Below are 24,636 nucleotides of genomic sequence, written 5' to 3'. Positions count from 1 at the left end.
TTCAACAACTCACGATCACCAATGTAAGCCTCATCCTATCGATCAAAACCGATCTGCCAAGGCACAGCGGTGGCTCACCCTCAACTCGCGGTCTTCTGCGTCGAATATGCGGATGCCAAATGTCTCAGATCATAAATTCGTTTGGTTTTGCGCCGTTTGCACTGAATTGAGACGACCACGCGTCGCATCTGGATATTGCGCCGGGCTCTAGGAAGCGTCACAGGATCACTCGCAAGCCATGGACCAACCCGAACATCTCACCATGAATTGGCGCAGCACGGCCATGGCGATCATGGTGCTGTGCGCGATCATGCCGCAGATCTATCTGTGGTCTAAGGGGATTGAGCGGCGCGCGGTGCTTTGGCTGACACTGTTTGTTCTGGCAGTTGCGATTGACGTTACGCCGATGATCATCGGCTTTGCAGGCGCGTATGACATCTGGCCGGGGCTCACATTCCTGCCCGTTGGTATGTCTCCGCTGTTTGGGCCTCTGGTCTATTTCCATGCGCGCCAGTTGATGGTGGGGCACATTCCGCTGAGCCATTATTGGCTGCTGCTGCCGGGTGCAGTTTTCTGGTTTTATCAATTGTGGGCGTTCACGATGCTTGGCGATTACCGGGCGAAGTGGGATTATAATGGTGCGGTGCATGAGCCTTACATCGTTCCGTTTGTGTCTGCGGTGACGCTCGCACTATCGGTCTGGTGCTTTGCCCAAATTTGGACAACGCGGCGTCGCTATATCGATTGGCTCGGCGAAAACCGGTCTGACGGCGATGCGTTTCAACCCACTTGGATCTCGCACTTTATGGTTTTGGCCGTGGGTGCCTGCGCGTTTTGGTTGGGTGAATTGGCATTGTACCTTGTCTTTTCCATCGATTACTTTGAGCAGTTTTGGTGGGATATGGCGGCGCTGTTCCTCGTCATGCTGTTGTCGCTGGAGGCGCTGGCGCGGCTTGTGCATCCCTATACCAAGATGTTGGAGCCTGATGCAGATGCCGTGGAGGCTTTGATCGAGGCAGCCGCTGAGGAACGCGATTGGTCGCTGGAAGGTGAGCGATTGCAACAGATGGTCATCGACAATGGCTGGCATCTGGAAACCTCTTTGACGCTGCAAACTTTGTCGCGCCGATTTGGGATGAACCAGGCCTATGTCTCGCGCGCGCTCAATCAGGGGCTCGATATGAGTTTTAGCAGCTTCATCAATGGCCTGCGGGTCGAACATGCCAAGGCGATGGCGCTGCATAAGGATGCGAACTTGCTAGATATCGCACTCGCATCGGGTTTTGGGTCGAAGGCTAGCTTTAACCGCGCGTTCAAGCAGCATACGGGCCATTCGCCCAGTGAGTATCGACGTCTCAATCCTTAAATAGATCGCGCGAAACAGCATATTGCGCCGACGAATTTTGCGAAAGCTGGTCTTGGAGCCTTCGAGCTTAAGGAGGTCTTTCAATCCATGTCGATGTTTCGAAGTTTAATCGCTGCCACTTGCCTGATCGTAGGTGCATGCAGTGACAAGCCTGACGCCATGCCCACTATGCCGCCGCCTATTGCTGCACAGGACTTGCTGACGCCCGAGCAGGTGCGCGCAGATGTGGCGCTGGCAAAGGAGGCGTTTGAACGCGTCCATCCCGGCTACACCCGCTATGCCAGCCTCGATGAAATGAACGCCCATTGGCAGGCGATTATCGATCAGGCTGAGGCGCAGGGCAGCATGAGCTTGCCCGAGTTCTACCTCGCATCAGAATTGGCTCTGGTCGCGATCCGCTGTGATCATACCAAGGCAGAGCTGCCACGGTCTTTGCGCCGGGAGCGTGCTGGCAAACCGCTCTATGTTCCAGCACGTTGGAGTGTCATTGATGGCCGCGCCATTGTCGAAGTTCCGGGTGAGGGCAGTGGCCTTCAATTCGGAGATGAAATCATTGCGCTGGATGGCCGGGCGATGGACGAAGTGATCGCCGATGTGCGCCCCTTCATCCCGGTTGATGGATACACCGAATGGACCCGCAATGGCGGTATTGGCCAATCGCTCGAATTTATGGGCGGAGCGGTCGACCATTTCGGCGCGCTAATGTGGGACGTGCCTGCAACCGCCAGCATTCAGGTGAGATCCGCAGATGGTTCCGTGCGCACAGCTGAAGCACCGCGCGTTGACTTTGAAACGTGGAGCGCGCTGGGCAGCGCATCGCAAGCGAATTTCAAAGATGCGGTCCATTTTGAGCGGATGGGGGACAATGTCGCTTACCTGCGCGTGGATACTTTTGTGAATTACCGCGAGACGGTTGATCCATCGGATCTGTATGACCCGATCTTTGATGCGATCCGTGAGGAAGGGCGCGACACGCTCATTTTGGACTTGCGCAACAACGGTGGCGGCTCGTCAGAACCTGCTTTTGAACTGCTCGCCAACCTTATCGCAGAGCCGTACCGCCCCATTCGTGAAATGCGCGCCAAGACGCTCGATCTGGATGGTATCCGCGACTATCTTTGGACGTGGGACAGCCGCGCGCTCAATCCCAACCCAATCGGATTTTCGCGCAATGATAATGGCACTTATGCGCTGCGCAGTTTCGTAAGCGATGATCTGAAGACCTTGCGCCCAAAGCGCGGCGCTTTCACCGGGACAGTCATCGCGCTGACCAGCAATAACAACTCATCGGGCAGCACCAATTTCCTATCCTGGATGAACGAAATGGACCGGGCAGTGATGATCGGTGAGAAGACCGGCGGCAGTGCGGAAGGCCCAACTGCGGGCCTGCAATTCACGCTGACCCTGCCTCACAGTGGGGTGCGGATGCGGTTGCCGTTTTTCCATGTGCTCAACAATGTGTCCGGGTTTGAGCAGGGGCTGGGCATCGCGCCCGATATTGTGGTGCCGATGACGCTGGCTGCTTACCGGGAAAAACGCGATCCGGCGTTAGAGGCCGCTTTGGCCTATGCGCGCGGTGAAGTTGCAAGCGCTGCGGTGGCGGACTTTGCGCCGCTCGCAGGCGATGGCTGGAGCGGTGAGCTCGATTATCTCAATTATGGCCGCGAGGATCGCTCAACCATTCCCGTTCGCATGACCGCGCAGGAACCCGATGGGCAGAGCATGGCCTATGCGTTCCTCTATCCCGGAGAGGAGGACAAAAACGCCGATGATGCGATTTATGTCTCTGCAGACGGAAAGACGGTCAATGGCATGACGGTCACTGGCCGCGAGCGCAACGACGATGGCGCGCTTGTTATCACAACGCAGGGTCAGGCGAGCGATGACGGGCAACCCGCAGACATCCGCGTGACCTATCGCATTTCAGCGCGCAAATTCTCGGTTGCCAAGGATGTGCGGTTCGAAGGCGGCGAGTTTTTCAACCGCAACGAATATCGGCTGATGCGCTAAGCGCCGGGTCCATCTGAATTCTGGGTGGGGGCTGGAGGGCTCCAGCTACCGGTCTCCATCCAGATCAGGAACCGCCTCAAGGGGAGCAGCCAAATTAGGCCAAGGAAGACGTAGATGATCGTCTGCAACCAGCCGGGCCAGAAACGCAGGATATCGGCGAGATAAACCGCGATCAGAATGCCGTAGATCATTAGGCCGAAAAACAGCCCGATAATGCCCACAGGAATTCGCCAAGTTGGTGTTTCGCGCATCAATCCAGTCCATAAATCCGGGTCGGGGTAACAATCGCATCGAGCACGATATCATGCGGCTCGGTCGGGAGCGCTTCGACCAGCTGCACATCCCATGCAAGCCCAATGGCTATCCGGCCCGGATGTTCCGCCAGCCACCGATCATAGTGCCCGCCGCCTTGGCCAAGGCGCTCTCCGCTAGCGGTGGCTCCGATCAGCGGGATGAACAGGACATCGGGGGTGAGGGCCGCCGCGTCACTTGCAGGTTGATGGATGCCGTAGGGCCCCTGTTCCAAATCGCTCTCACTATGCGGATCAGTATGCTCGCGGAATTGCATGGGAGCATCGGCGGCGGAAAAATGGGGAAGGGCGATGGTGTGGCCAGCCTCTTGGAAGAAACGGGCATAGCTTGCCGCAGGCGCTTCAAACTCTGTCGCACGGTAGAGGCCAATCACTGTGTCGGGCGCAATCTTGGCAGCAAGTGGACCTGGTGGCCGGTTGAACAGCAGCGCCCGAATAGCATCGGGCTGCGCTGCGACATGTTCACGCCGCGCGTCGCGCAATTGCTTTCGAAGGTCAGATTTTGAAGTCACGTAGTCTCAATGGCTTAAAGGCGCTGACCGGCCCGATAGGGCCGCAAGCCCGACCGGGTGTCCGCAGCGACGCGATCCTTGATCGCATGAGCGAGGAAAAACGCAATCGCGGAAGCGTTTGCGCAAAACAAAAATGACGGGACCACTATGGGTCGTTGCTTGGAAATCCACTGACGCCGAAGAGTCAGGTGGGCGCCGTATACCCAAGCTCCCAGGTTCCGCTCAAAAGAACGCAGTGGCCCGTAAACTCAGGAAGGGACAGCTCCCGTGGATTGCTTATAGCCCCAGGGATTTTCGATAGCTCGTGCCGAGCAGCCCCGCCACGTGCAGACTTAAGACGCAGCGGTGCCTTCTTCAAGCTCATTGGCGGTCGCCTCAGCCCGCGCGGCAATCGCTTCGAGCTTTTCTGCCATCGCTTCTGAAAGCGCGGCATCCTCCGCCGGTCCACCAAACAGATCATGCTGGTGACGCGCGCGTTCTTTCAGTTCGGCAATTTCGGCTTTCAGTGCGGCGTTTTCCTTGCGCGCGCGCTCTTCGGCTTTGCGCAGGGTTTCTATCTCAGCGCGCAACTCGGCTTTCTTGCCACCTGATTTCTCTTTGTCTTCGTCGAGCTGCTCATTCGCTTTTTTCAAGGCATTGGCGGCGTCGTCCTGCGCTTGCTGTAAATCTCGCTTTGCTTCGGCCAACTCGGTTTTTGCGTTGGTTATCGCGCCGCGTGCCTCATCCAGCTCATCGGCCATGAATAAGGCCGCAAAAACGAGATTGTCAGCTTCCTGCGCCGCGCGTGCGGTGCCCAGCTTTGCATAATTCTCGTCAATCAGCGCGCCGAATTTGGCGACTTTCTCTTCATCGCCTGGACCACAATTGATCGTGTATTGGCGCGGGCCGACCTTGATCTTTACCTGGCTCATGATTGGGCGCTCACTCTTCCAGCTCCTCAATCAATGCATCAAGTTCGCTCAAAGTATCAGCCACTTCCTCACGCAATTTCTCATGCGCGTTGACCAGCGACATGACGCGGGCGGAGTTTTGACCTTCGCCCTTTTGCGCCTGGGGATTGGCGCCTGCACTGTGCGCAGCATCGATCCGCTCCATCGCGGATGTGATGCGCGCCATAGCCTGTTCAATGCGTGCTGCACTCATAACACTTCCAGATTTACCAAGATTGTCTGCCTTCGCAAAGCCTTGCGCGGGCCTGTTGATAAGTGCTCTGCGATGAAGCGAGTAGAAATCCTGTCGGGGAGCATAGTGCGGGGCATGTTGACCTTGCTGGAGCGCTCGGCAATGGCTTTCCTCGCTGCTCAGCAGCATCGAATCGACCGTGCGGTGTGCCGCTTCAAAATCGGCCCTACGTGCAATCGCCAAAGCGCCTGAAAACAAGCGCGCCAGCAGGAGCCGATCAGGCCATGACAATTGATCCCGCCCGTCTTCAAAATATGGCCAATGCCATCCGCGCGCTTTCGATGGATGCGGTACAGGCGGCGAATTCAGGGCACCCCGGCATGCCGATGGGTATGGCCGATGTGGCAAGCGTGCTGTTTTCCAAGCATATGAAGTTCAATCCTGCGCGCCCCGATTGGGCGGACCGGGATCGCTTTGTGCTGTCTGCAGGCCACGGTTCAATGCTGATTTACTCGCTGCTGCACCTCACCGGTTATGCGCGCCCGACAATGGACGACATTCGCAATTTCCGTCAGTTGGGCAGCCCGTGTGCAGGGCACCCTGAAAACTTCCTGCTTGAAGGTGTTGAGTGCACCACCGGCCCGTTGGGTCAGGGGCTTGCGATGGCTGTCGGTATGGCGATGGCGGAGCGGCATTTGAACGCGACGTTTGGCGATGACCTGGTTGATCACCGCACTTGGGTGATCGCGGGTGATGGTTGCCTGATGGAAGGGATCAATCATGAGGCGATTGGCCTTGCCGGGCACTTGAAGCTTGGTCAGATGATTGTGCTGTGGGACGACAATAACATCACCATTGATGGCAGCGCGGACCTTTCCACCAGTGAGAATGTCAAAGCGCGCTACGAAGCCACAGGTTGGCATGTCGTAAGCTGCGATGGCCACGATTTCGAGGCGATTGACGCCGCTCTTGAAGAAGCAAAAGCAGACCCGCGCCCCTCGCTTGTCGCATGCAAGACTGTGATTGGTAAGGGCGCTCCGAACAAGCAAGGCACCAGCGCGACCCATGGCGCGCCATTGGGTGCAGACGAGATTGCAGGCGCACGCGAAGTATTGGGCTGGGATGCGGAAGCCTTCAACGTGCCTGCAGATATCCTTGCCGATTGGCGTGCAACTGGCGAAGCGGGCGCTTCGGCGCAAGGCGAGTGGGAAGCGCGGCTTGCCGCCTCTGACAAGCGCGCTGCATTCGAAGCGCAAATGGCAGACGTTGCCGATCAGGCCAATGTCGCGATCCAAGGGCACATTCGCGCGCTCGCTGCGGAGCCGCAAAAGGTCGCCACTCGTAAGGCCTCAGAAATGGCGCTTGGTCCACTTACCGCTGCACTCCCGCAGATGATTGGCGGATCGGCTGACCTTACCGGCTCCAACAACACCAAAACGCCGAGCACTTTGCCGATGACGGCGGATGATTATGCGGGCCGATATGTCTATTACGGCATTCGCGAATTTGGCATGGCAGCCGCGATGAACGGCATGGCGCTGCATGGCGGAGTGGTCCCTTATGGCGGCACATTCCTGATCTTTTCCGACTATTGCCGCAACGCGATACGCCTCTCGGCGCTACAAAAAACGCAGGCCATTTATGTGATGACGCATGACAGTATCGGGCTGGGTGAAGATGGGCCAACGCACCAGCCGGTGGAGCAGGTGATGAGCCTTCGCTTGGTCCCGAACCTCAATACGTTCCGCCCCTGCGATACGATTGAGACGGCGGAATGCTGGGCACTTGCGCTTGCGACGCCTGAGACATCGTCGGTGCTCGCATTGACCCGCCAAGGCCTACCCCAATTGCGCGGAGAGGGTGATGCGGACTGGACAGCGTCTTCGAACCGCTGCGCAAAAGGTGGCTATCGCCTGCGCGCCGCTGCGGCGACACGCAAAGTTGTCCTGGTCGCCTCTGGCAGCGAAGTCGCGCTCGCGATGGAATGCGCAGATGCACTCGAGGCGGCAGGCGTGGGCGCGGATGTCGTCTCGATGCCGTGCACTGAGCTGTTTGACGCGCAGGACGATGCGTACAAGGCCGACACTCTGCCGGCCGATGCGCTTAAGGTCTCGATCGAAGCTGGCGCAACGCTTGGCTGGGAACGCTACACCGGAAATGACGGCCTCAATATCGGGATCGACAGCTTCGGCGCGTCAGCCCCGGCGAGCGATCTGTTTGCCCATTACGGTTTCACCGCGGACGCAATCGTCCCGCAAATTCAGAACAAATTGAACAACTAAGCAGGACTTTCCCTCATGGCTACCAAAGTTGCAATCAACGGTTTTGGCCGCATTGGCCGCCTCGTCGCCCGCGCTATTCTAGAGCGGTCAGACCACGATTTAGAGCTCGTTTCGATCAATGATCTGGCTGACACCAAGTCGAACGCGCTGCTGTTCCAATACGATTCCACCCATGGCCGCTTCCCCGGTACGGTAGAGGTCGTGGACGGCGCGATGGTGGTGAATGGCAAGAGCATTGCGGTCACGTCGGAGCGCGATCCCGGCAATCTGCCGCATGCCGCGCAAGGCGTGGACATTGTGCTTGAATGCACCGGCTTCTTCCAAAGCCACGAAGCAGCCGAGCCGCACCTTAAAGCAGGCGCAAAGCGGGTGCTGATTTCTGCCCCTGCTAAGAATGTCTCGGCCACGGTCGTTTACGGCGTGAACCACGATGTGCTGAGCGCAGACGATGTGATCGTCTCCAACGCCAGCTGCACTACCAACTGCTTGTCACCGGTTGCCAAAGTCCTGAACGATCTGGTGGGGATTGAGCGCGGTTTCATGACCACGATCCACTCCTACACCAATGATCAGCGCATGCTTGACCAGATGCATGGCGATATGCGCCGTGCGCGCGGTGGTGCGCAGAACATGATCCCAACCACGACTGGCGCTGCGCGTGCGGTAGGCCTGGTCCTGCCAGAGCTTGCCGGCAAACTGGACGGGTCCAGCGTTCGCGTGCCGACACCCAATGTGTCGCTGGTTGACCTGGTGTTCCAGCCGGGCCGTGACACGTCAGCTGACGAGCTCAATGCGGCGCTTAAGGCGGCGGCCGATGGCCCGATGAAGGGTGTGCTCGATTACACCGCAGATCCGCTGGTCAGCTCGGATTTCAACCATCACCCCGCCAGCTCCACCGTGGACAGCCTTGAGACCAGCGTGATGGAAGGCAAACTTGCCCGCGTCGTGTCGTGGTATGACAATGAATGGGGCTTCTCCAATCGCATGATCGACACCGCCGGTGTCATGGCGAAGTTCCTCTGAGCCGGTGAATATGAAGAGCGCTGCAGCAAATATTGGAGTTGCAGGGATTGTCAGCAGCGCTTTAGCCGCTTGTGCAACGACTGCTGGAGGGTCTGCTCCTTGCTATGATGGGTGGACGCAGGACCGCGACGGAGCATCCAAAGTGGTCGAGCTTCAGCCAAATTTGGCAGAGCAGTTGGAGATGCTTCTTGGCCCTGAACGACGTTTGAAGTGCGTGCACTTGTTGCCAAGTGGGACATATGTTGCCGTCAACTTTGAGGTAGGCAGTCCGTTTTCTGATCTGCAAAAGTTTGCCACGAATTTTCGTGTTGAGAACGATAATACTGTAACACTTGAGAGCGAAGGCTTTCTTGTTACCGCCAGATAACCCAATGGAGAACTACTCTTGACCGCTTTCAAAACGCTCGACGATTTGGGTGACGTGACGGGCAAAGTCGCGCTTGTCCGAGTGGACTTGAACCTGCCGATGAAGGGCGGGTCTGCTACCGATGTGACGCGGGTTGAAGCGGTCAAGCCGACCATTCTTGAACTGAGCGAGAAGGGCGCGAAAGTGCTGCTGCTCGCACACTTTGGCCGTCCAAAGGGTCAACGCTCCAGCGTGCTTTCGACAAGCATGGTGGTTGGCGATGTCGAAGAAGTGCTGGGCAAAGAACTGATGTTCATCCCAGAGGTCGCAGGGCCTGTGGTTCAGCAAAGCATCGGCATTCTTGCCAACGGCGATATCGGTCTACTCGACAACACGCGGTTTTGGCCGGGTGAAGAGAGCAATGACCCCAACTTTGCGCAAAGCATCGCGGCGCATGGCGATTTTTATGTGAATGACGCTTTCAGCGCCGCACATCGCGCGCATGCAACGACCGAAGGTATCGCGCATCACCTGCCAAGTTATGCAGGCCGCGCGATGGAGCGCGAGCTCACAGCCTTGGATGCTGCGCTTGGCAATCCAGAGGCTCCGGTTGCGGCTGTTGTGGGCGGGGCGAAGGTCTCGACGAAGCTTGCCGTGCTTGAGAACCTTGTGGGCCGCGTGCAGCACCTGATTATCGGTGGCGGAATGGCCAACACATTTCTCGCTGCGCGCGGAGTTGATGTGGGCAAGTCGCTTTGCGAGCATGACCTCACCGACACAGCATCGAAGATTATGGATGAGGCGGACCATGCGGGTTGCACCATCCACCTGCCTTACGATGTGGTTGTCGCAACTGAGTTTGCAGAAAACCCTGCATCCTTGCGCACTTGCAACGTCCACGAAGTCGCAAGCGATGAGATGATCCTCGATATTGGCCCTCAGGCGACCGAAGCGCTCGCAGATGTGCTCAAAACCTGCCGGACGCTCGTTTGGAACGGTCCGCTGGGCGCGTTTGAGACAGAACCGTTTGATGCAGCCACCATGTCGCTTGCCCGGCATGTTGCTGCGCTTACACAAGAAGGTTCGCTCATCAGCGTTGCAGGCGGCGGGGACACTGTCGCTGCTGTCGCGCAGGCAGGTGTGACGCAGGACGTCACCTTCATTTCAACCGCTGGCGGCGCATTCCTTGAATGGATGGAAGGCAAAGAGCTGCCCGGCGTCGCGGCGCTGACCCGATAACACATGCCTGATACGCGCCACATCTTCACCACGCCCTTTATCATCGACCGTTTGCAAAGCCCCGAGGGGATTGCGGCGTTGAAAGAGGCGGTTTTGGCCGAGCAGGCGCGTGATGGCGCTGGGGTCAACATTTCCAATATCGGTGGCTGGCACTCCAACACCAAGATGCTCGATTGGGGCGGGGAAGCGGCGCGCGCGCTCGCATACAAAGCCATGACGCTCGCCGATGAGGCGACGGTTGATGTGGGCAGCGCTCAAGGCAGCGCTCGGGGCAGCCGCTTTGAATGGGTGCCCGAAATGTGGGCCAATGTCAGCGGCGCGGGCAACGCCAATTTCCACCACACACATCCGGGCAGCTTCTGGTCAGCGGTTGCCTATATTGATGATGGATATGAAGGCTCGACCGACACGGCGCTTGGCGGAGAGCTGCAATTGCTCGACCCGCGCATGCCGATGATCCGCATGACCGCGCCCGATCTTCGCATGAAGGATGGCAGCGGGCAGGCGCAGAACAATGAACCCACCGTGCGACCGACAACCGGCATGATCGTGATGTTTCCAAGCTGGTTGCAACACGCCGTGCGGCCTTTCCACGGAAGCGGCACGCGCATCTCCATCGCCATCAATCTGGTGCCTGCAAGAAAGCCCGACGCATGAGCGAGGAAAAAACCGAATACGGATACGGCAACGCGGTCGAGTGCAAAGAAGGCGAATTTGCAGGCTGGTATCACTGGAACCACGACCCGTTCGAAACCCGATCTGGCCCGTTCTTCATGCGGCGCGAAGATGATGGGACATACCTAAGCGCCTTTCGCGCCGAAGATCGCCATATGAACGGGGCAGGCTTTATGCATGGCGGATGCCTGATGACCTTTGCCGATTTTGCGCTGTTTGCGATTGCGACCGATGAATTGGACGGCGCAGCGGCTGTCACCATGAACCTGTCGAGCGATTTTCTGGGTGGCGTGTCACCGGGCGCCTTGGTCGAGGCGCGTGGTGAAGTCACACGCGGTGGCGGCAAAACGATTTTTGTCCGCGGGCTGATCACCGGCGATGGCAAGCCCGCGCTCAGCTTTACGGGGATTATTCGCCGCTTCTCTAAAGGCTGACATCGGTGTCAGGTTGTCGGTTTTGCAAGTGCTGGTTAAGGCCCTTTCCAATCGTTCCCTCACGATACGAAGAAAGGCGAAAACGCCCATGAATATGCAGGAAATGACCGCCAAGATTGCAGGCGGCCAAGGCTTTATTGCGGCGCTTGATCAATCGGGCGGCTCCACACCCAAAGCGCTACGCGGTTATGGCGTTGAAGACAGCGAATGGTCGGATGAAGCGCAAATGTTCGGCGCGATCCACGCGATGCGCAGCCGGGTTATCACTTCTCCCTGCTTTTCCAGCGGTAAGGTTATCGGCGCGATCCTGTTTGAAAAAACGATGGACGGCCAAGTGGATGGCGTATCGACCGCTGACGCATTGAAATCGCGCGGCATCGTGCCCTTCATCAAGGTCGACCAAGGCCTAGCCGATGAAGCTGACGGCGCGCAGGTGATGAAGCCTTTGGACAAACTGCCTGCGCTGCTCGAAAAAGCGGTCGCCAATGGCATGTTCGGCACCAAAATGCGCTCGGTCATCAAATCCGCTAACCCCACAGGCATTGCCGCCGTGGTTGCGCAGCAATTTGAAGTCGGTAACAAAATCGCAGATGCGGGCCTGATGCCCATGCTTGAGCCGGAATTCGACATCACAGCTGAAGATCGCGAGGCAGGCGAAGATATCCTGCTCGCTGAGATCATGAAGGGCCTCGACGCGCTGCCAGAGGGCCGCAAGGTTATGTTGAAGCTGTCGATCCCGGTAAAGCCGGGCCACTACACGCCGGCGATTGAGCACCCCAATGTGCTGCGCGTGGTCGCCCTGTCAGGCGGCTATTCAACCGATGATGCCTGCGCGCTCCTTGCGCATAATCCCGGCATGATCGCCAGCTTCTCGCGTGGGCTTCTGCAAGACCTGCGCAAAGACCAGAGCGACGCGGAATTCGACGGAACGCTCAGCAAAGCCATCGACCAAATCGCATCGGCCAGCGTGGCGGGATAAGGCACGACAATTGACCGAAATCGCAACGCAGCTTTACCTGATCTCTCCGCCGCAAGTTGACGGTGATTTTCCGCAGCGGCTTGAACGCGTTTTGGTGGCGGGGAAAGGGCTCGTCACGGCGTTTCAGTTTCGTGTGAAGGGCGTTGATCAGCACGATGCCGCGCGCCTTGCTGAGCCACTTCAGGCGATTTGTGAGAGCCACGAGGTGGCCTTCATCGTCAATGACAGCGTGCCTTTGGCCAAGCGGCTAAATGCCGACGGTGTGCATCTGGGGCAGGGCGATGGCGACCCGCGCGAAGCACGCGAGGAATTGGGGCGGGAGGCGCAGATCGGCGTCACCTGCCATGCCTCCAAACACCTTGCCATGGAAGCCGGAGAGGCGGGCGCGGATTACGTTGCGTTCGGTGCGTTCTATCCATCCACCACCAAGGACAAGGGCGATGCAGAGCGTCCTACACCTGAACTTATCGAGTTTTGGGCGAAACTGTTCGAAATCCCCGTGGTCGCAATTGGCGGGATCACGCCTGACAATTGCAAGCCCTTGGTCGACGCGGGCGCGGATTTCCTCGCTGTGTGTGGCGGAGTATGGAACGGGGACGAAGTCGCCGCGATTGAGGCATTTGCAAAAGCGCTCAAATGAAGTGGGCGCTGCGCCTGAGTTTTGCTCTGCTGCTTTGGCTAGCGGGTGTTGCGATCTGGATTTGGGCTGAGCCTGCGCAGGATGAAAACGCCACTGCCGATGCCGCCATCGTGCTTGGCGCAGCAGTGGATGATGACACGCCGTCCCCTGTCTTCGCCGCTCGCATTGATCATGCGATTGAACTCTACCAATCGGGCCGAGTGAACGCGCTGCTTTTCACAGGTGGTCGCTCGCCTGAGGACACGCTTTCAGAATCCGCTGCGGCTCGCGATTATGCGATTACTGCCGGAGTGCCCGCATCAGATATTACCATTGAAGAAAAGTCGCGCACCACGCGTCAAAATCTGACTGAGGCGAAAAAGGTGATGCAAACCACCGGCGTGAGAGACGTCCTGATCGTTTCAGACCCGCTCCATCTTCGCAGAGCAAGTTTGATGGCGGACGATCTTGGATTGGAAAGTGAAGCCAGCGCGACGCCAACGACGCTTTATCGCAGTTGGTCGACCAAAGCGCCGTTTCTCGTGCGAGAGGTGTATTTCATCCATCACTTCTGGATGTTCGACGAGTAATCCGCCTCAGCGTGAACCCAGCCGTGTGCACAGCAGATCGGTGCGTTCGCGCGCTTCATCAAGTTTGCGCAGCTGATTGTCGCCAACGCGCATGAATTGCTCACCCTTTTTGGGGCCGCGCGTAAATGTCAGCTCACGCCCGCGCATGATGTATGTGCCAGCGCCCGCATCATTTTCGTAGCGCGATGCGGTGAAGATGCGAAAGCTCTCTGAATCCTGCACGCGGAAAGCGGCACTGCCGGCATCGCCGGGCAGGGCGCATTGATATGATCCATGCGGCATCGTCTCCAGCATACCGCCAGCGGGCAGCGCTGGATCAATGCGTTCTTCCTGACTGATAGCAGGCACCGCAGCAAGACCTGCGGCTACGGCGGTGAGAAGGAAGACATAACGCGTTTTCATGAGCCTAGGCTTAGCATTGTGCATCTGCGAATACCAATTCGTTAACCATCAATCGGCCTGCCTGATACACGATTTTGCATACGGGTCGTGCCGGAGTTCGTGGGCGCCTTGCCGCGCAGGCCCCAAGCGGCTATTGGCGCGCTTTGATTTTACGCGCCGCGCATTTTCCCATAGCGAGCGCATTTACCAGCAAAGAGAATTCTCATGAAGATCAGCGGCGTCGACATTCGTCCCGGCAACATTATCGAATATGAAAAGGGCATCTGGAAAGTCGCAAAAATCCAGCACACCCAGCCGGGCAAAGGCGGCGCTTACATGCAGGTCGAAATGAAGAACCTGCAAGACGGCCGCAAAACCAATGTTCGTTTCCGCAGTGCTGACACGGTTGAGAAAGTGCGCCTGGATACCGCCGACTATCAATTCCTCTATGAAGACGGCGACATGCTCGTTTTCATGGACACGGTGAACTACGAGCAGATCAATCTGCCCAACGATTTGCTCGGCGATGCGCGCCCGTTTTTGCAGGACGGGATGCAGGTCATGCTTGAGCTGTGGGAAGAAAAACCGATCAGCGTTCAGCTTCCGCAGCAGATTGAGGCGGAAATTGTCGAAGCCGATGCCGTGGTGAAGGGGCAGACCGCTTCATCCAGTTATAAGCCTGCCGTGCTCGACAATGGTGTTCGCATCATGGTTCCGCCGCATATTGGCAGCGGCACGCGGATCATCGTCGACGTTTACGAACAGACTTACGTTGGGAAGGCGAGCTAACCCAAAATGTCGATGTTTTCAGGCCTTGTGCGCGTGATGGAACGCGCGGCGCGTAAAGCGGGCAACCGACTGCGCCGTGACTTTGGCGAAGTCGAACATTTGCAGGTGAGCCGCAAAGGCCCTGCCGATTTCGTGTCAAAAGCCGATATGCGCGCAGAGCGTATCTTGTATGATGAACTGCTTCATGCGCGCCCTGATTGGGGCTTTGTGCTTGAGGAAGCGGGTATTATCGAAGGCGCACCCGATAAACCGCGCTGGATTGTCGATCCGCTCGATGGGACGTCCAATTTCCTCCACGGCATTCCGCATTTTGCGATCAGCATCGCGGTGCAAGAACCGCGTCTGGGTGGCCCAGATTCCAAGGGGAACGCTTGGGGTGATGTCACCGCAGCGGTGATCTATCATCCGATCAATGATCAGACCTATTGGGCAGAGAAGACCCGCGGCGCTTGGTTGCAAGATGCACGGCTGCGCGTTTCGGGTCGCAGGCAGTTGGATGAGGCGTTGATCGCCACTGGCATTCCGTTTCAGGGTCATGGAGACTTTGCTGAATGGGGCCGTATCTTTGGTGCCATCGGCCCTGAAGTTGCTGGCATTCGCCGCTTTGGCGCCGCCTCGCTTGACTTGGCCTATGTCGCCCAGGGGCGCTTTGACGGGTTTTGGGAAAGTGGTCTCAACGATTGGGACACCGCTGCCGGGTGCCTGTTGGTGCGCGAGGCGGGCGGATTTGTGAGCGATTTTCGTGGTCGTTCAAACCCCATCCACTCCGAACAAGTGCTCGCAGCAAACGACGTTTTGCATTCAAAATTGCATAAGCTGCTCGCTAACAGCTTGAAGTGATCGCGCAGGCTCGCTAACAGCCTGCCTCTCGCGGTTCGCTGCGATGTGCCCCTGTGGTGGAATTGGTAGACGCGTTCGACTCAAAATCGAATTCCTAACGGAGTGCCCGTTCGAGTCGGGCCAGGGGCACCACCTTCTCCTTAGTCGAGACACACCTGCCGCGCCGCCGTTACAAAAGGGTTTCCGATGCAAATCCCCTTCGAAACCGGACCTGAGCGCTATCAGCCTCCTCAAGACTACGTCTATGCGCGCGACCCCTTGCTGCGTTTTGACCAGAGAAGGCTTGCGCGCATTGTGGGCGTCATCGCGCTTGGTATGCCGGTGGTCCTGGGGTTGGGCGGGGTAGTGCTTGGCCGGTTTCGGGAGGCGCTTTCAGGCTATTACTACGAGCCACTGTTTCTGGGTGACTTTTTCGTTGGTTGCCTTGTCGCAATTGGCGCATTGCTGATGGCGTATCGCGGGTGGACGCCCAATGTGGCGACACTGGCAACGATCGCTGGTCTTGCGTCATTCGTCGTCGCCTTTGTCCCGATGGATGGCTGGATGTTGCAGGGAGCTGCGCATTACCCACGCTTTGGCTATTGGGTGCATGCGGGCGCGGCAGGTGTGCTGTTTGCGATTCTTTCGTTCTTTTGCCTTTTCGTCTTCACCAAGCTGCCTGCGGGCCAGAGTGAGCCCAGTACTGCCAAGCGTCGCCGCAACGCTGTTTACATTACATCGGGCATCACAATTGCGGTGTCGGCCATCGCCATTGCAGTGGGCGATCTGTTCTTTGGCGAAGCGTGGAATGCGCGCAATATGACCTTTTGGGCAGAGGCACTGATCTTGACCGCCTTTGGCCTGACATGGCTAACGCAAGGGCGCGCGCTGGCATTGCTGGCCGATCCGCAGGATCACGCGGATGCCGAAATGGCACGCCAGTGCAAAGTGCAGCGCTAAACCGCGCTAGCCAACATCAATCCGCAGCTTCACAACTCCATCATCGCGGCTGTCGAACAGGCGGTAAGCTTCTGCGCCTTGGGACAGGTCGAAATTATGGCTGAAGAGGTCTGCTGCCTTCACCCGCCCGCTTTGCACCAGTGGCACCAGATGCGGCCACATATTCTGCACATCACAAATCCCGCCGCGAACCGTCACGTTCTTATACATGATGAGCGGCAAGGGCAGAGCATCGTCTGGTTCAGGAATGCCGATAAAACTGGCGCAACCCCCACGCGCGACAAGTGGCAGCACAGAATTGATCGCGCCTTTCGCGCCTGATGCTTCGAATACTGCCGGCACACCAGCGCCGCCGGTCGCCTCCATAATCTGAGCGTGCATGTCCGGGCCCGGCGCGAAGACTTCTGCGCCAAGCGCCGCAGCCATATCTCGTCGTGAGGCAACAGGGTCGATGGCGATTACTCGCGATGCGCCCAATACAAAGGCCAGCTCAACCCCCATAATGCCAATCGGGCCAAGCCCCACAACTGCGACCGTTCCCCCCGGCTTAGGTTCTGCGCGGGTAAGGCCAAAGTAAGCGGTCGCCATCCCATCTGTCAGCAGCAAGGCCTGCTCGGTCGTCAGTCCGTCGGTTGAGAACAAGGTCGCATCGGCATTGGGAACATTCACGAATTCGGCCTGCCCACCTTGAAGGCGCGGGCTAAGGCCAAAGGCAGTTGAGGCGCGGCACGCCATCGCATTGCCCGTTTTGCAGTGCGAACACTTGCCGCAGCCCGTGCCGCCTGCTGCGAGCACTTTATCGCCAACCTTATAGCCATGCACTTCGGGCCCTGCCTCGACGACTTCGCCGATAAATTCATGACCGCAGCAAAATTTAGGCGCGTCAGCGGTGTATTCGGTCTTTCCGATATGTGCGCCGTGATACATGTGCAGGTCGCTGCCGCAGATGGAGCAGCTTTCCACTTTCAGGATTGCGCTGTTGGCACTGCCCAATTCGGGGTCCGCATAGCTTTCATAGCGGATGTCGCGCGGACCGTTGAACACCAATGCTTTCACAATTCTCTCCCAAACTTTGACCGCCCTAGTGGTAGCAAATCAGCCAGCCTGCAAGCGATGCGTGATTTATCTCTTGCCAAGCCTTGCGCGCTTTGGGAGATCAGCTTTCACAGACCATATGCTAGATCTGCCATCCTATCACGCCCTTGCGGCAATGGTCGTAACGGTCGCCATGTTCGTCGCATTTGTGCGCGGGTGGGGCTCGATTGAGATCGTATCACTGCTGACCATCGCGGTGATTGCGGTGGGGCTGTATTTCTTCCCGCTTGAAACGCTCAATCCCGAAACCGGGTTGATGGAGGTGGCAAAGCCCACTGATGGCCTTGCGCTCGCATTTGGAGGGTTCGGGCATTACGCCCTGATCACGATCTGCGCGCTGATGATTATGGGCAGAGGCCTGGTGGTCACAGGCGCGCTGGAGCCATCTGCGCGCCTGCTGGAGCGGGTATTTAAGTGGAACCTGCAATTGGGTCTGCTGGTATCGCTGCTGATCGCGCTGATCCTGTCGATGTTCGTCAACAACACGCCCGTTCTGGTGTTGATGATCCCGATATTCGCAGCGCTGGCGCAGCGCGGCGCGATGGCGACGTCCAAGACTCTGATGCCCCTAAACGCGGCCTCGTTGATCGGTGGCCTCGCAACCACAATCGGCACCTCGACCAATATTCTGGTTGTCTCGATCGCAGTTGACCTCGGGATGCGAGAGATCGGCGTCTTTGATTTCACCCCGATTGTGCTGCTCGCGGCTCTCGTGGCGCTCCCTTATATGTGGCTCGTCATGCCGCGCCTGCTGGGTGACAATCGCACGGAGAGCGAGGCGACCGAGCGCAAGTTCCACACCCGTTTGCGTGTTGGCAATGATTCGCTGCTGGCCGGATCTGAACTTTCGCAGATTGAGGACAAGCTACCCAAAGGCATCACCTTTCACGGCCAATCCTCTGGTCCATTTCAACCGCAGCAACGCGTGCACATCTCTGGCAGCCACGAAGCGTTGGAAGACGCCACGCGCGAGCTGAAAGGCGAGCTTGCGCCGAGCTGGGTGCTCGACCGGATCAAGCGCATGTCTTCATCGCGCGGTGAAGATGTGATGGTGGTGGAGATGACGGTTACGGCGGATTCGCGCCTCATCACGCGCACGTTGCCCAGCTCTGGCATTGCTGACCTCTATAGCGTTGCAGTGCTCGGTATTCACCGGCCTGAGCGGTTGATGGGTGAGAAAAACCAGTATTCCGATGGCGGCGATTTGCGCATTGCGGAAGGCGACGTGCTGCTGGTCATGGGGCTTTATGACGACCTTCAGGGTTTTGCGCGAGCAGACAGCCTGCTGATGCTCGAAGGCGCGCGCGAGCTCCCGCGCCGGTCCAAAGCGCTGCTTTCGGCTGCGATCATGGGCTTTTCAGTTGTCACCGCAGCCGTGGGCATCTTCCCCATCGCGATCAGCGCGCTTGCCGGTGCGATCCTGATGTTTGTGACGGGCTGCGTGAAGTTTGACCGGGTGGGCAGGGCGCTCTCTGGCCAAGTTATCGTGCTGGTGGCCGCGAGTATCGCGATTGGCCGAGTGATTGACGAAAGCGGGGCTGCCGATTGGTTGGGGCAGGCCTTGTCGCTTGGCCTTGTCTATTTGCCGCCTGCGCTGGTGATTGCGGCGATCATGGCGTTTGTGACCTTCATCACCAATTTCGCCTCCAATGCGACAGCGGCGACCGTGGGCACGCCGATTGCGTTTAGCATCGCAGCGACGCTTGGCATTCCGCCAGAGCCGCTCGTGCTGGCCGTGCTGTTCGGCTGCAACCTTTGTTACGCGACCCCGATTGCGTATCAGACTAACATGCTGATCATGGCAGAGGGCAAGTACGAATTTGGCGACTACATCCGCACAGGTGTGCCGCTGGTGATCATCATGGTGATCTCGCTCTCGGTACTGCTGGTGCTTTGGTACGGGTTGTAGGCGCAAGCCTTAACGACTTGGACCGCTTTCCTACTTGCGGTCCATGTGGCAGGTTCGCGGAATGGTTTTGAGACGCCTATTTCGGTCCCTTGGAGAGCAAATTGAGGGACATATTTGGGCGTCGCACTTTTTTACCTCTGGACCGTGTAACATGCGGTCCATGTCTCGCCTAAGTGCTTGTAAAGCAACGATAGGCGATGTTGGAATGAACGGGGAGAATTGGGTATGATGAAGCGGGTTCTGGCAGCAGGAGCGGCCCTTGGTTTGGCGATGGCATCACCGGCCTTTGCGGAAAGCCACAGTGAGGCCGCCAATGCTGGTGCTGGCGACGATCTGCGCGCCGCCGTGATGGAGGATATGCCGGGTCTGGTTGAGCTATACCAAGACCTGCACGCCAACCCGGAGCTGAGCTTTCAGGAGTTCGAGACCGCCGCCAAGCTTGCAGAGCGGGCGCGTGCCTTGGGTTTCACCGTAACCGAAGGGGTAGGGCAAACCGGCGTGGTTGCTGTCTTGGAAAACGGCGAGGGCCCGACCGTCATGCTGCGCGCAGACATGGACGGTCTGCCTGTGATCGAGCAGACAGGGCTTCCCTACGCTTCGAAACGGACAGCGGTGCCTGCGACCGGCATTGAGACAGGCGTGATGCATGCCTGCGGCCACGACACGCATATGGCCGCCTGGGTCGGCGCTGCGCAGCTGCTATCAGAGCGGCGCGATGAGTGGTCAGGAACGCTCGTCATGATCCTGCAACCGGCTGAGGAGACGGGTGAGGGCGCGTTGGCGATGCTCCGAGATGGCCTCTACGAACGCTTCCCCAAACCTGACTATGTGCTCGCCTTCCACGATGCAGCGCAGGCTCCTGCGGGCTTCATCGGCTATTCAAAGGGGTATGCTCTGGCGAACGTGGACAGCGTTGATGTGAGCATTCCGGGCATTGGCGGACATGGCGCGTATCCGCATACGACGATTGACCCTGTGGTGATCGGCTCTGCCATCGTGATGCGCTTGCAAACGCTGGTCAGCCGCGAGATCAGCCCGCTTGACCCCGCAGTGGTGACGGTGGGCAGCTTCCGCGCAGGATCGAAGCACAACATCATCAGTGATGAAGCGCGGTTGCAGATCACAGTGCGCAGCTACACTGACGAAGTGCGCGCGCAACTGCTCGAAGGGATCGAGCGGATCGCGCGCGGCGAAGCGATCGCTGCGGGTATGCCAGAGGACAAGCTGCCAACGGTGACGGTGCAGGACCCTTACACGCCCTCCACCTACAACACGCCCGAGTTCACCGAGCAGGTGATGGCCGGACTGTCACAGCGCTTTGAAGGGCGCGTGATGGAAACGCCCAGCGTGATGGGCGGCGAGGACTTCGGCCAGTTCTACCGCGCTGATCCAGAGAATGTGGAATCGCTCATCTTCTGGGTAGGCGGAGTCCCTCAAGAGCAGTTCGAAGCGGCCCAGCGCGGCGAAGTGGAACTGCCGAGCCTGCATTCACCCTTCTGGGCGCCTGACGCGCCCGTGGTGATCGCAACCGCGACAGAGGCTCTGACAGCGGCGACACTCGACCTGATGCCCAAGAACGGCGGCTAAGGCACTTGTGCTAACTCCATAATCAACGGCCACCAAAAGGGGATGTCCCTCTTGGTGGCCGTCTTCTCCTCCCCAGGAGAACTGGTGAACTGGGTGTTTCCTACTGCGGATCAGGCACGTATGTGCCCAAGCGGTGATGCAGCGCGTTGATCTTGGCAAGCTCATCGCGGTCTTCAGTTCCGCGTGCATGGCTTTCCAGCGCACGGCGCAGAAGCTTCATATCAGCGGTCGAAAGCAGCGCGCGGGCGCGTGAAGGTTCAGTTTTTGGCGTATCGGTATCGCTCATGGTCTCTCTCTTCGCGTGACCTGCAAATCAGGTTTGAGTGGTGATGACAAAGCTCATGAAGGGTTGGTTAGGTTCCCGCAAGGCCAGACTTATGCTGATCCCCGCGAGAACCCCCTCTCCAACTGTGCGCTCGTGCGGTTTACGCCGCGGCGAACTGGTTCATGGTGTTGTCTTTGCCGCCTGCTTTCAGCGCAGCTTCACCGGCGAAGTACTCCTTGTGATCATCGCCGATGTCACTGCCGGCCATGTTCTGATGCTTCACACAAGCGATGCCCTGACGGATCTCCTCACGCTGCACATTCTTGACATAGCCAAGCATCGCCTGCTCACCGAAGTACTCCTTAGCAAGGTTATCGGTGCTCAACGCCGCTGTGTGGTAGGTTGGCAGAGTGATGAGGTGATGGAAGATGCCAGCGCGTTTCGCAGCATCGGCTTGGAATGTGCGGATCTTCTCATCAGCTTCGGCAGCCAGATCGGTGCCGTCATAGTCAATGCTCATCAGTCCGGCGCGGTCATAGCCGGAAACGTCCTTGCCTGCTTCTTCCCAAGCATCAAAGACTTGTTGACGGAAGTTGAGTGTCCAGTTGAAGCTAGGCGAGTTGTTATAAACCAGCTTTGCATTGGGGATGACTTCGCGGACACGGTCCACCATGCCAGCGATCTGCTCGACATGCGGCTTCTCCGTTTCGATCCACAGCAGGTCAGCGCCGTTTTGGAGCGCGGTAATGCAATCAAGCACACATCGATCTTCGCCAGTACCAGCGCGGAACTGGTAGAGGTTCGATGGGAGGCGCTTAGGAGCCAACAGCTTACCGTCGCGGCTGATGAAGACCTGACCATTGGTGATGTCAGCGGGGTCTACCTCGTCACAATCGAGGAACGCGTTGTACTGGTCGCCTAGGTCGCCCGGCTCTTGGCTAACGGCAATCTGCTTCGTGAGGCCAGCGCCGAGCGAGTCAGTGCGAGCCACAATCACGCCGTCTTCAACGCCCATTTCGAGGAAAGCGTGACGGATCGCGCGGATCTTCTGAAGGAAGTCCTCATGAGGCACGGTGACTTTGCCGTCTTGGTGGCCGCATTGCTTTTCGTCAGACACCTGGTTTTCGATCTGGAGAGCGCAAGCACCCGCTTCGATCATCTTCTTGGCGAGCAGATACGTTGCCTCAGCATTGCCGAAGCCTGCATCTATATCAGCAATGATCGGAACAACGTGTGTTTCGTAATTGTCGATATTGTTCTGAATTTGCTTCGCTTTCACCTCATCACCAGCGTCGCGCGCTGCATCCAGCTCGCGGAACATCATGCCGAGTTCGCGAGCATCCGCTTGTTTGAGGAAGGTGTAAAGCTCTTCGATCAGCGCTGGAACGCTGGTCTTTTCATGCATCGATTGGTCGGGAAGTGGGCCAAACTCACTACGCAGCGCGGCAACCATCCAACCAGAGAGGTAGAGGTAGCGCTGTTTGGTGGTGCCGAAATGCTTTTTGATCGAAATCATCTTCTGTTGAGCGATGAAACCGTGCCAGCAACCCAGAGACTGTGTGTAGTCTGCAGGATTTGCGTCATAGGCATCCATGTCAGCGCGCATCACTTTGGCAGTGTATTTCGCGATGTCGAGCCCTGTGGGGAAGCGGTTCTGGATCGCCATACGAGCGGTCGCTTCGGCATCAATTGCGCCCCAGCTTGGTCCGGCATTGTCGATCAGGCCTTGCATTTGGGTGACTGAGTTTTGGTATGTCATGGAGCGGCTCCTGAAAATGAGAGGTGGGGAGTTTTATGAACCCTTATTGCCATGCTGCAGCGCAGCGTGACAGGAAAATTGACTAAATTTCGTGTCTGTATCGGGTCCATTTCGGCGATCCTTGTGTAATGTTGTCAATTAATTTACAGAACCGGTATGACTGATAACTCACTGCTCGCTGGCCCTTCCTTGCGTCGTTTGCGCAAGAGTGAAGGGCTCACCCAAGCCGCAATGGCCGCCGCGCTTGGCATTTCCCCCAGCTATCTCAACCTAATTGAGCGCAACCAGCGTCCGCTTTCTGCCCGCGTATTGGTGCAGGTGATTGAGCGATTTGACTTTGATCCTCGTTCGCTGCGGGAGGATGAAGCGATTGGCGGTGTTGATGGATTGGCGCGGCGCATGGCGGATAAACGGTTTGCTGATCTTGGGATCGATCGTGAGGAATTGCAGGAATTCCTCTCAGCCGCCCCTCAGGCAGCCGCAGCGTTCGCAAGGCTTTACGACAATTCGGGCCCCGGTTCAGGTCGTGGCGAAGACCCGATCAACGAAGCGCGTGAGGCTGTGGAGCGGTGGCAAAACCACTTCGCTGATCTAGATCACGCAGCTGAGGATCTGTCGGATGAGTTGCGGCTGTCGCGCGGGGACATCAGCATCGCTCTGACAGAACGATTGCGTGAGAAGCACCGATTGTCGGTGCGTATCCTTCCAGCTGACGTCATTCCCGGCTTGGTCGATCGCCTCGATTTGCATGCGCGGCAATTGCAATTGTCCGAAATGCTCGGTGGTGCTGCGCGCCGGTTCCAAATTGCACGGCAAATCGCGATACTTGAACAGCGCGAGGCGATTGAGACGCTGGTAGCAGGGGCCAATCTCTCCTCTCCTGAGGCACGTGATCGGTTTCGAGAGCATGTCACCAATTACATCGCTGCTGCGCTGTTAATGCCTTATCGCCGCTTGCTTCGCGCCTGTGAGCAGACAAGCTATGATGTAGCAATTTTGCAGAGGCGGTTTGCAGTCAGCTTTGACCAATTGGCTGAGCGGCTCACTACCTTGCAAAGGGTGGGTGAGCGTGGCCTACCATTCTTCAGTGCCCGGTTTGGCCGGACTGGCCGGATGGTTCATTTCAGTGCTGGTGCGAGCGGAGCGATCTATCCGCTTGATGGTGCGCGCTGGCCGGCATGGGCACCCTATGCCGCCTTTGAAAGTCGCGGCACCATGCTGACACAAGCGGTGACTTTCGGGGAAGGTGAGGCCGCCCCGCGTCATTGGTTTACGATGGCGCGAACGATCGAGGTTGATGGTGCGGCTTGCTCGGCGCGTCGTTCGGTCGTGCTGGGAATTGAAGCGCGATATGCTGGGCAATTATCAGAGGCGCGCGGCGTGTCGCTCGATCTGCAAGATGCCGTACCGCTGGGCGTTGGCTGCCCTCGCTGTGGAAGAGCAGATTGTCTTACACCAGCGCCGCAGCGGCTTGTCAGCGAGGGATCTGGCTAGCGGCTAGAGGGTGTTACCGCGCCATTAACCGATGAAACACAAGCATTCATGCGGGGCTTAAGCGGCTGTG

General features: G+C 58.0%; 25 protein-coding genes, 1 tRNA gene and 1 other RNA gene. 18 read left to right on the top strand and 9 right to left on the bottom strand.

Annotated elements, in window-relative coordinates:
- Nucleotides 1-238: 238 nt before the first annotated feature.
- Nucleotides 239-1,366, top strand: a complete 1,128-nt coding sequence (locus AC0V6N_RS06650; RefSeq protein WP_486170799.1) for a helix-turn-helix domain-containing protein — start codon at nt 239-241, stop codon at nt 1,364-1,366.
- Between the two features lie 87 nt (nt 1,367-1,453).
- Nucleotides 1,454-3,376 (top strand): S41 family peptidase, encoded by a 1,923-nt coding sequence (locus tag AC0V6N_RS06645; protein WP_486170798.1) that lies wholly within the window; start codon nt 1,454-1,456, stop codon nt 3,374-3,376.
- Here the strand turns inward: AC0V6N_RS06645 and AC0V6N_RS06640 are convergent.
- The 5 genes from AC0V6N_RS06640 to AC0V6N_RS06620 form a co-directional block, all read right to left on the bottom strand.
- The gene (locus AC0V6N_RS06640; protein WP_486170797.1) at nt 3,373-3,627 is read right to left on the bottom strand and encodes a DUF2842 domain-containing protein; all 255 of its coding nucleotides are present in this window, start codon (nt 3,625-3,627) and stop codon (nt 3,373-3,375) included. The two genes, AC0V6N_RS06645 and AC0V6N_RS06640, sit on opposite strands and share 4 nt — an antisense overlap.
- Nucleotides 3,627-4,199, bottom strand: coding sequence for a 5-formyltetrahydrofolate cyclo-ligase (locus tag AC0V6N_RS06635; protein ID WP_486170796.1), 573 nt, complete (start codon nt 4,197-4,199; stop codon nt 3,627-3,629). Before AC0V6N_RS06635 ends, AC0V6N_RS06640 begins: the two co-directional genes overlap by 1 nt.
- 135 nt (nt 4,200-4,334) lie before the next feature.
- Nucleotides 4,335-4,520: non-coding RNA, 6S RNA (gene ssrS, locus AC0V6N_RS06630), on the bottom strand.
- 11 nt (nt 4,521-4,531) lie between these two features.
- Nucleotides 4,532-5,110 carry a cell division protein ZapA gene (locus AC0V6N_RS06625; protein ID WP_486170795.1) on the bottom strand — a complete coding sequence of 193 codons (579 nt, stop codon included), beginning with the start codon at nt 5,108-5,110 and terminating at the stop codon, nt 4,532-4,534.
- 10 nt (nt 5,111-5,120) lie between these two features.
- Nucleotides 5,121-5,612: a hypothetical protein gene (locus AC0V6N_RS06620; protein WP_486170794.1), complete on the bottom strand. Its 492-nt coding sequence runs from the start codon at nt 5,610-5,612 to the stop codon at nt 5,121-5,123.
- Between AC0V6N_RS06620 and tkt the strand changes: the two genes are divergently transcribed.
- From tkt to AC0V6N_RS06575, 9 genes are all read left to right on the top strand, one after another.
- Nucleotides 5,606-7,603: a transketolase gene (gene tkt / locus AC0V6N_RS06615; protein ID WP_486170793.1), complete on the top strand. Its 1,998-nt coding sequence runs from the start codon at nt 5,606-5,608 to the stop codon at nt 7,601-7,603. The genes AC0V6N_RS06620 and tkt overlap by 7 nt on opposite strands.
- A 15-nt stretch (nt 7,604-7,618) precedes the next feature.
- A complete protein-coding gene (gap, locus tag AC0V6N_RS06610; RefSeq protein ID WP_486170792.1) occupies nt 7,619-8,626 on the top strand; it encodes a type I glyceraldehyde-3-phosphate dehydrogenase in 1,008 nt (335 codons plus the stop codon).
- Nucleotides 8,627-8,636: 10 nt separating this feature from the next.
- Nucleotides 8,637-8,993, top strand: a complete 357-nt coding sequence (locus AC0V6N_RS06605; protein ID WP_486170791.1) for a hypothetical protein — start codon at nt 8,637-8,639, stop codon at nt 8,991-8,993.
- A gap of 18 nt (nt 8,994-9,011) precedes the next feature.
- Nucleotides 9,012-10,211 carry a phosphoglycerate kinase gene (locus AC0V6N_RS06600; RefSeq protein WP_486170790.1) on the top strand — a complete coding sequence of 400 codons (1,200 nt, stop codon included), beginning with the start codon at nt 9,012-9,014 and terminating at the stop codon, nt 10,209-10,211.
- Between the two features lie 3 nt (nt 10,212-10,214).
- The gene (locus tag AC0V6N_RS06595; protein WP_486170789.1) at nt 10,215-10,868 is read left to right on the top strand and encodes a 2OG-Fe(II) oxygenase family protein; all 654 of its coding nucleotides are present in this window, start codon (nt 10,215-10,217) and stop codon (nt 10,866-10,868) included.
- Nucleotides 10,865-11,320 (top strand): PaaI family thioesterase, encoded by a 456-nt coding sequence (locus AC0V6N_RS06590; protein WP_486170788.1) that lies wholly within the window; start codon nt 10,865-10,867, stop codon nt 11,318-11,320. The genes AC0V6N_RS06595 and AC0V6N_RS06590 overlap by 4 nt, the downstream gene beginning before the upstream one ends.
- 88 nt (nt 11,321-11,408) lie before the next feature.
- Nucleotides 11,409-12,299 (top strand): fructose bisphosphate aldolase, encoded by an 891-nt coding sequence (locus tag AC0V6N_RS06585; RefSeq protein ID WP_486170787.1) that lies wholly within the window; start codon nt 11,409-11,411, stop codon nt 12,297-12,299.
- Between the two features lie 10 nt (nt 12,300-12,309).
- Nucleotides 12,310-12,939 (top strand): thiamine phosphate synthase, encoded by a 630-nt coding sequence (gene thiE, locus AC0V6N_RS06580; protein ID WP_486170786.1) that lies wholly within the window; start codon nt 12,310-12,312, stop codon nt 12,937-12,939.
- The gene (locus AC0V6N_RS06575) at nt 12,936-13,508 is read left to right on the top strand and encodes a YdcF family protein (protein ID WP_486170785.1); all 573 of its coding nucleotides are present in this window, start codon (nt 12,936-12,938) and stop codon (nt 13,506-13,508) included. The genes thiE and AC0V6N_RS06575 overlap by 4 nt, the downstream gene beginning before the upstream one ends.
- Nucleotides 13,509-13,514: 6 nt before the next feature.
- On the opposite strand, the gene AC0V6N_RS06570 is transcribed toward AC0V6N_RS06575, so the two are convergent.
- A complete protein-coding gene (locus tag AC0V6N_RS06570) occupies nt 13,515-13,910 on the bottom strand; it encodes an elongation factor P (RefSeq protein WP_486170784.1) in 396 nt (131 codons plus the stop codon).
- A gap of 204 nt (nt 13,911-14,114) precedes the next feature.
- Here AC0V6N_RS06570 and efp point away from each other — a divergent pair, with 204 nt between their 5' ends.
- The 4 genes from efp to AC0V6N_RS06550 all read left to right on the top strand — a co-directional run bounded on the left by efp (nt 14,115) and on the right by AC0V6N_RS06550 (nt 16,457).
- A complete protein-coding gene (gene efp, locus AC0V6N_RS06565) occupies nt 14,115-14,678 on the top strand; it encodes an elongation factor P (protein WP_486170783.1) in 564 nt (187 codons plus the stop codon).
- Nucleotides 14,679-14,684: 6 nt separating this feature from the next.
- Entirely contained in the window at nt 14,685-15,518 is an 834-nt protein-coding gene (locus AC0V6N_RS06560; protein ID WP_486170782.1) for an inositol monophosphatase family protein, read from the top strand.
- A gap of 47 nt (nt 15,519-15,565) precedes the next feature.
- A tRNA-Leu gene (locus tag AC0V6N_RS06555) sits at nt 15,566-15,650 on the top strand.
- Nucleotides 15,651-15,704: 54 nt separating this feature from the next.
- Nucleotides 15,705-16,457, top strand: coding sequence for a hypothetical protein (locus AC0V6N_RS06550; protein WP_486170781.1), 753 nt, complete (start codon nt 15,705-15,707; stop codon nt 16,455-16,457).
- Nucleotides 16,458-16,463: 6 nt separating this feature from the next.
- Here the strand turns inward: AC0V6N_RS06550 and AC0V6N_RS06545 are convergent, their stop codons facing one another.
- Complete coding sequence (locus tag AC0V6N_RS06545; RefSeq protein ID WP_486170780.1) at nt 16,464-17,513, bottom strand: zinc-binding dehydrogenase; 1,050 nt, start codon at nt 17,511-17,513, stop codon at nt 16,464-16,466.
- A gap of 118 nt (nt 17,514-17,631) precedes the next feature.
- Here AC0V6N_RS06545 and AC0V6N_RS06540 point away from each other — a divergent pair, with 118 nt between their 5' ends.
- Together AC0V6N_RS06540 and AC0V6N_RS06535 are read left to right on the top strand one after the other, a co-directional pair.
- Nucleotides 17,632-19,461: an SLC13 family permease gene (locus AC0V6N_RS06540; protein WP_486170779.1), complete on the top strand. Its 1,830-nt coding sequence runs from the start codon at nt 17,632-17,634 to the stop codon at nt 19,459-19,461.
- 228 nt (nt 19,462-19,689) lie between these two features.
- A complete protein-coding gene (locus tag AC0V6N_RS06535) occupies nt 19,690-21,048 on the top strand; it encodes an amidohydrolase (RefSeq protein ID WP_486172437.1) in 1,359 nt (452 codons plus the stop codon).
- A 100-nt stretch (nt 21,049-21,148) separates the two neighbouring features.
- Here AC0V6N_RS06535 and AC0V6N_RS06530 read toward each other — a convergent pair whose 3' ends face one another.
- On the bottom strand, nt 21,149-21,334 hold the full coding sequence (locus AC0V6N_RS06530; RefSeq protein WP_330661030.1) for a hypothetical protein: 186 nt from the start codon (nt 21,332-21,334) through the stop codon (nt 21,149-21,151).
- 139 nt (nt 21,335-21,473) lie between these two features.
- On the bottom strand, nt 21,474-23,072 hold the full coding sequence (locus AC0V6N_RS06525) for an isocitrate lyase (RefSeq protein ID WP_486170778.1): 1,599 nt from the start codon (nt 23,070-23,072) through the stop codon (nt 21,474-21,476).
- A gap of 156 nt (nt 23,073-23,228) precedes the next feature.
- Here AC0V6N_RS06525 and AC0V6N_RS06520 point away from each other — a divergent pair, with 156 nt between their 5' ends.
- Nucleotides 23,229-24,566 carry a helix-turn-helix domain-containing protein gene (locus AC0V6N_RS06520; protein ID WP_486170777.1) on the top strand — a complete coding sequence of 446 codons (1,338 nt, stop codon included), beginning with the start codon at nt 23,229-23,231 and terminating at the stop codon, nt 24,564-24,566.
- Nucleotides 24,567-24,636 lie beyond the last annotated feature (70 nt).

The sequence above is a fragment of the Erythrobacter sp. S57(2025) genome (assembly GCF_057365055.1).
Note: the sequence above shows the minus strand (reverse complement) of the source record. Positions and strands in the feature narration are given on the sequence as shown.

What these genes read in the sequence shown, in the direction of transcription:
- AC0V6N_RS06625 (WP_486170795.1), bottom strand. Translation starts at nt 5,110, where the DNA reads ATGAGCCAGGTAAAGATCAAGGTCGGCCCGCGCCAATACACGATCAAT.
- gap (WP_486170792.1), top strand. Translation starts at nt 7,619, where the DNA reads ATGGCTACCAAAGTTGCAATCAACGGTTTTGGCCGCATTGGCCGCCTC.
- AC0V6N_RS06590 (WP_486170788.1), top strand. Translation starts at nt 10,865, where the DNA reads ATGAGCGAGGAAAAAACCGAATACGGATACGGCAACGCGGTCGAGTGC.
- AC0V6N_RS06605 (WP_486170791.1), top strand. Translation starts at nt 8,637, where the DNA reads ATGAAGAGCGCTGCAGCAAATATTGGAGTTGCAGGGATTGTCAGCAGC.
- AC0V6N_RS06645 (WP_486170798.1), top strand. Translation starts at nt 1,454, where the DNA reads ATGTCGATGTTTCGAAGTTTAATCGCTGCCACTTGCCTGATCGTAGGT.
- AC0V6N_RS06570 (WP_486170784.1), bottom strand. Translation starts at nt 13,910, where the DNA reads ATGAAAACGCGTTATGTCTTCCTTCTCACCGCCGTAGCCGCAGGTCTT.
- AC0V6N_RS06535 (WP_486172437.1), top strand. Translation starts at nt 19,690, where the DNA reads ATGAAGCGGGTTCTGGCAGCAGGAGCGGCCCTTGGTTTGGCGATGGCA.
- AC0V6N_RS06640 (WP_486170797.1), bottom strand. Translation starts at nt 3,627, where the DNA reads ATGCGCGAAACACCAACTTGGCGAATTCCTGTGGGCATTATCGGGCTG.
- AC0V6N_RS06560 (WP_486170782.1), top strand. Translation starts at nt 14,685, where the DNA reads ATGTCGATGTTTTCAGGCCTTGTGCGCGTGATGGAACGCGCGGCGCGT.
- efp (WP_486170783.1), top strand. Translation starts at nt 14,115, where the DNA reads ATGAAGATCAGCGGCGTCGACATTCGTCCCGGCAACATTATCGAATAT.
- AC0V6N_RS06520 (WP_486170777.1), top strand. Translation starts at nt 23,229, where the DNA reads ATGACTGATAACTCACTGCTCGCTGGCCCTTCCTTGCGTCGTTTGCGC.
- AC0V6N_RS06585 (WP_486170787.1), top strand. Translation starts at nt 11,409, where the DNA reads ATGAATATGCAGGAAATGACCGCCAAGATTGCAGGCGGCCAAGGCTTT.
- AC0V6N_RS06575 (WP_486170785.1), top strand. Translation starts at nt 12,936, where the DNA reads ATGAAGTGGGCGCTGCGCCTGAGTTTTGCTCTGCTGCTTTGGCTAGCG.
- AC0V6N_RS06650 (WP_486170799.1), top strand. Translation starts at nt 239, where the DNA reads ATGGACCAACCCGAACATCTCACCATGAATTGGCGCAGCACGGCCATG.
- AC0V6N_RS06540 (WP_486170779.1), top strand. Translation starts at nt 17,632, where the DNA reads ATGCTAGATCTGCCATCCTATCACGCCCTTGCGGCAATGGTCGTAACG.
- AC0V6N_RS06595 (WP_486170789.1), top strand. Translation starts at nt 10,215, where the DNA reads ATGCCTGATACGCGCCACATCTTCACCACGCCCTTTATCATCGACCGT.
- AC0V6N_RS06525 (WP_486170778.1), bottom strand. Translation starts at nt 23,072, where the DNA reads ATGACATACCAAAACTCAGTCACCCAAATGCAAGGCCTGATCGACAAT.
- AC0V6N_RS06530 (WP_330661030.1), bottom strand. Translation starts at nt 21,334, where the DNA reads ATGAGCGATACCGATACGCCAAAAACTGAACCTTCACGCGCCCGCGCG.
- AC0V6N_RS06550 (WP_486170781.1), top strand. Translation starts at nt 15,705, where the DNA reads ATGCAAATCCCCTTCGAAACCGGACCTGAGCGCTATCAGCCTCCTCAA.
- tkt (WP_486170793.1), top strand. Translation starts at nt 5,606, where the DNA reads ATGACAATTGATCCCGCCCGTCTTCAAAATATGGCCAATGCCATCCGC.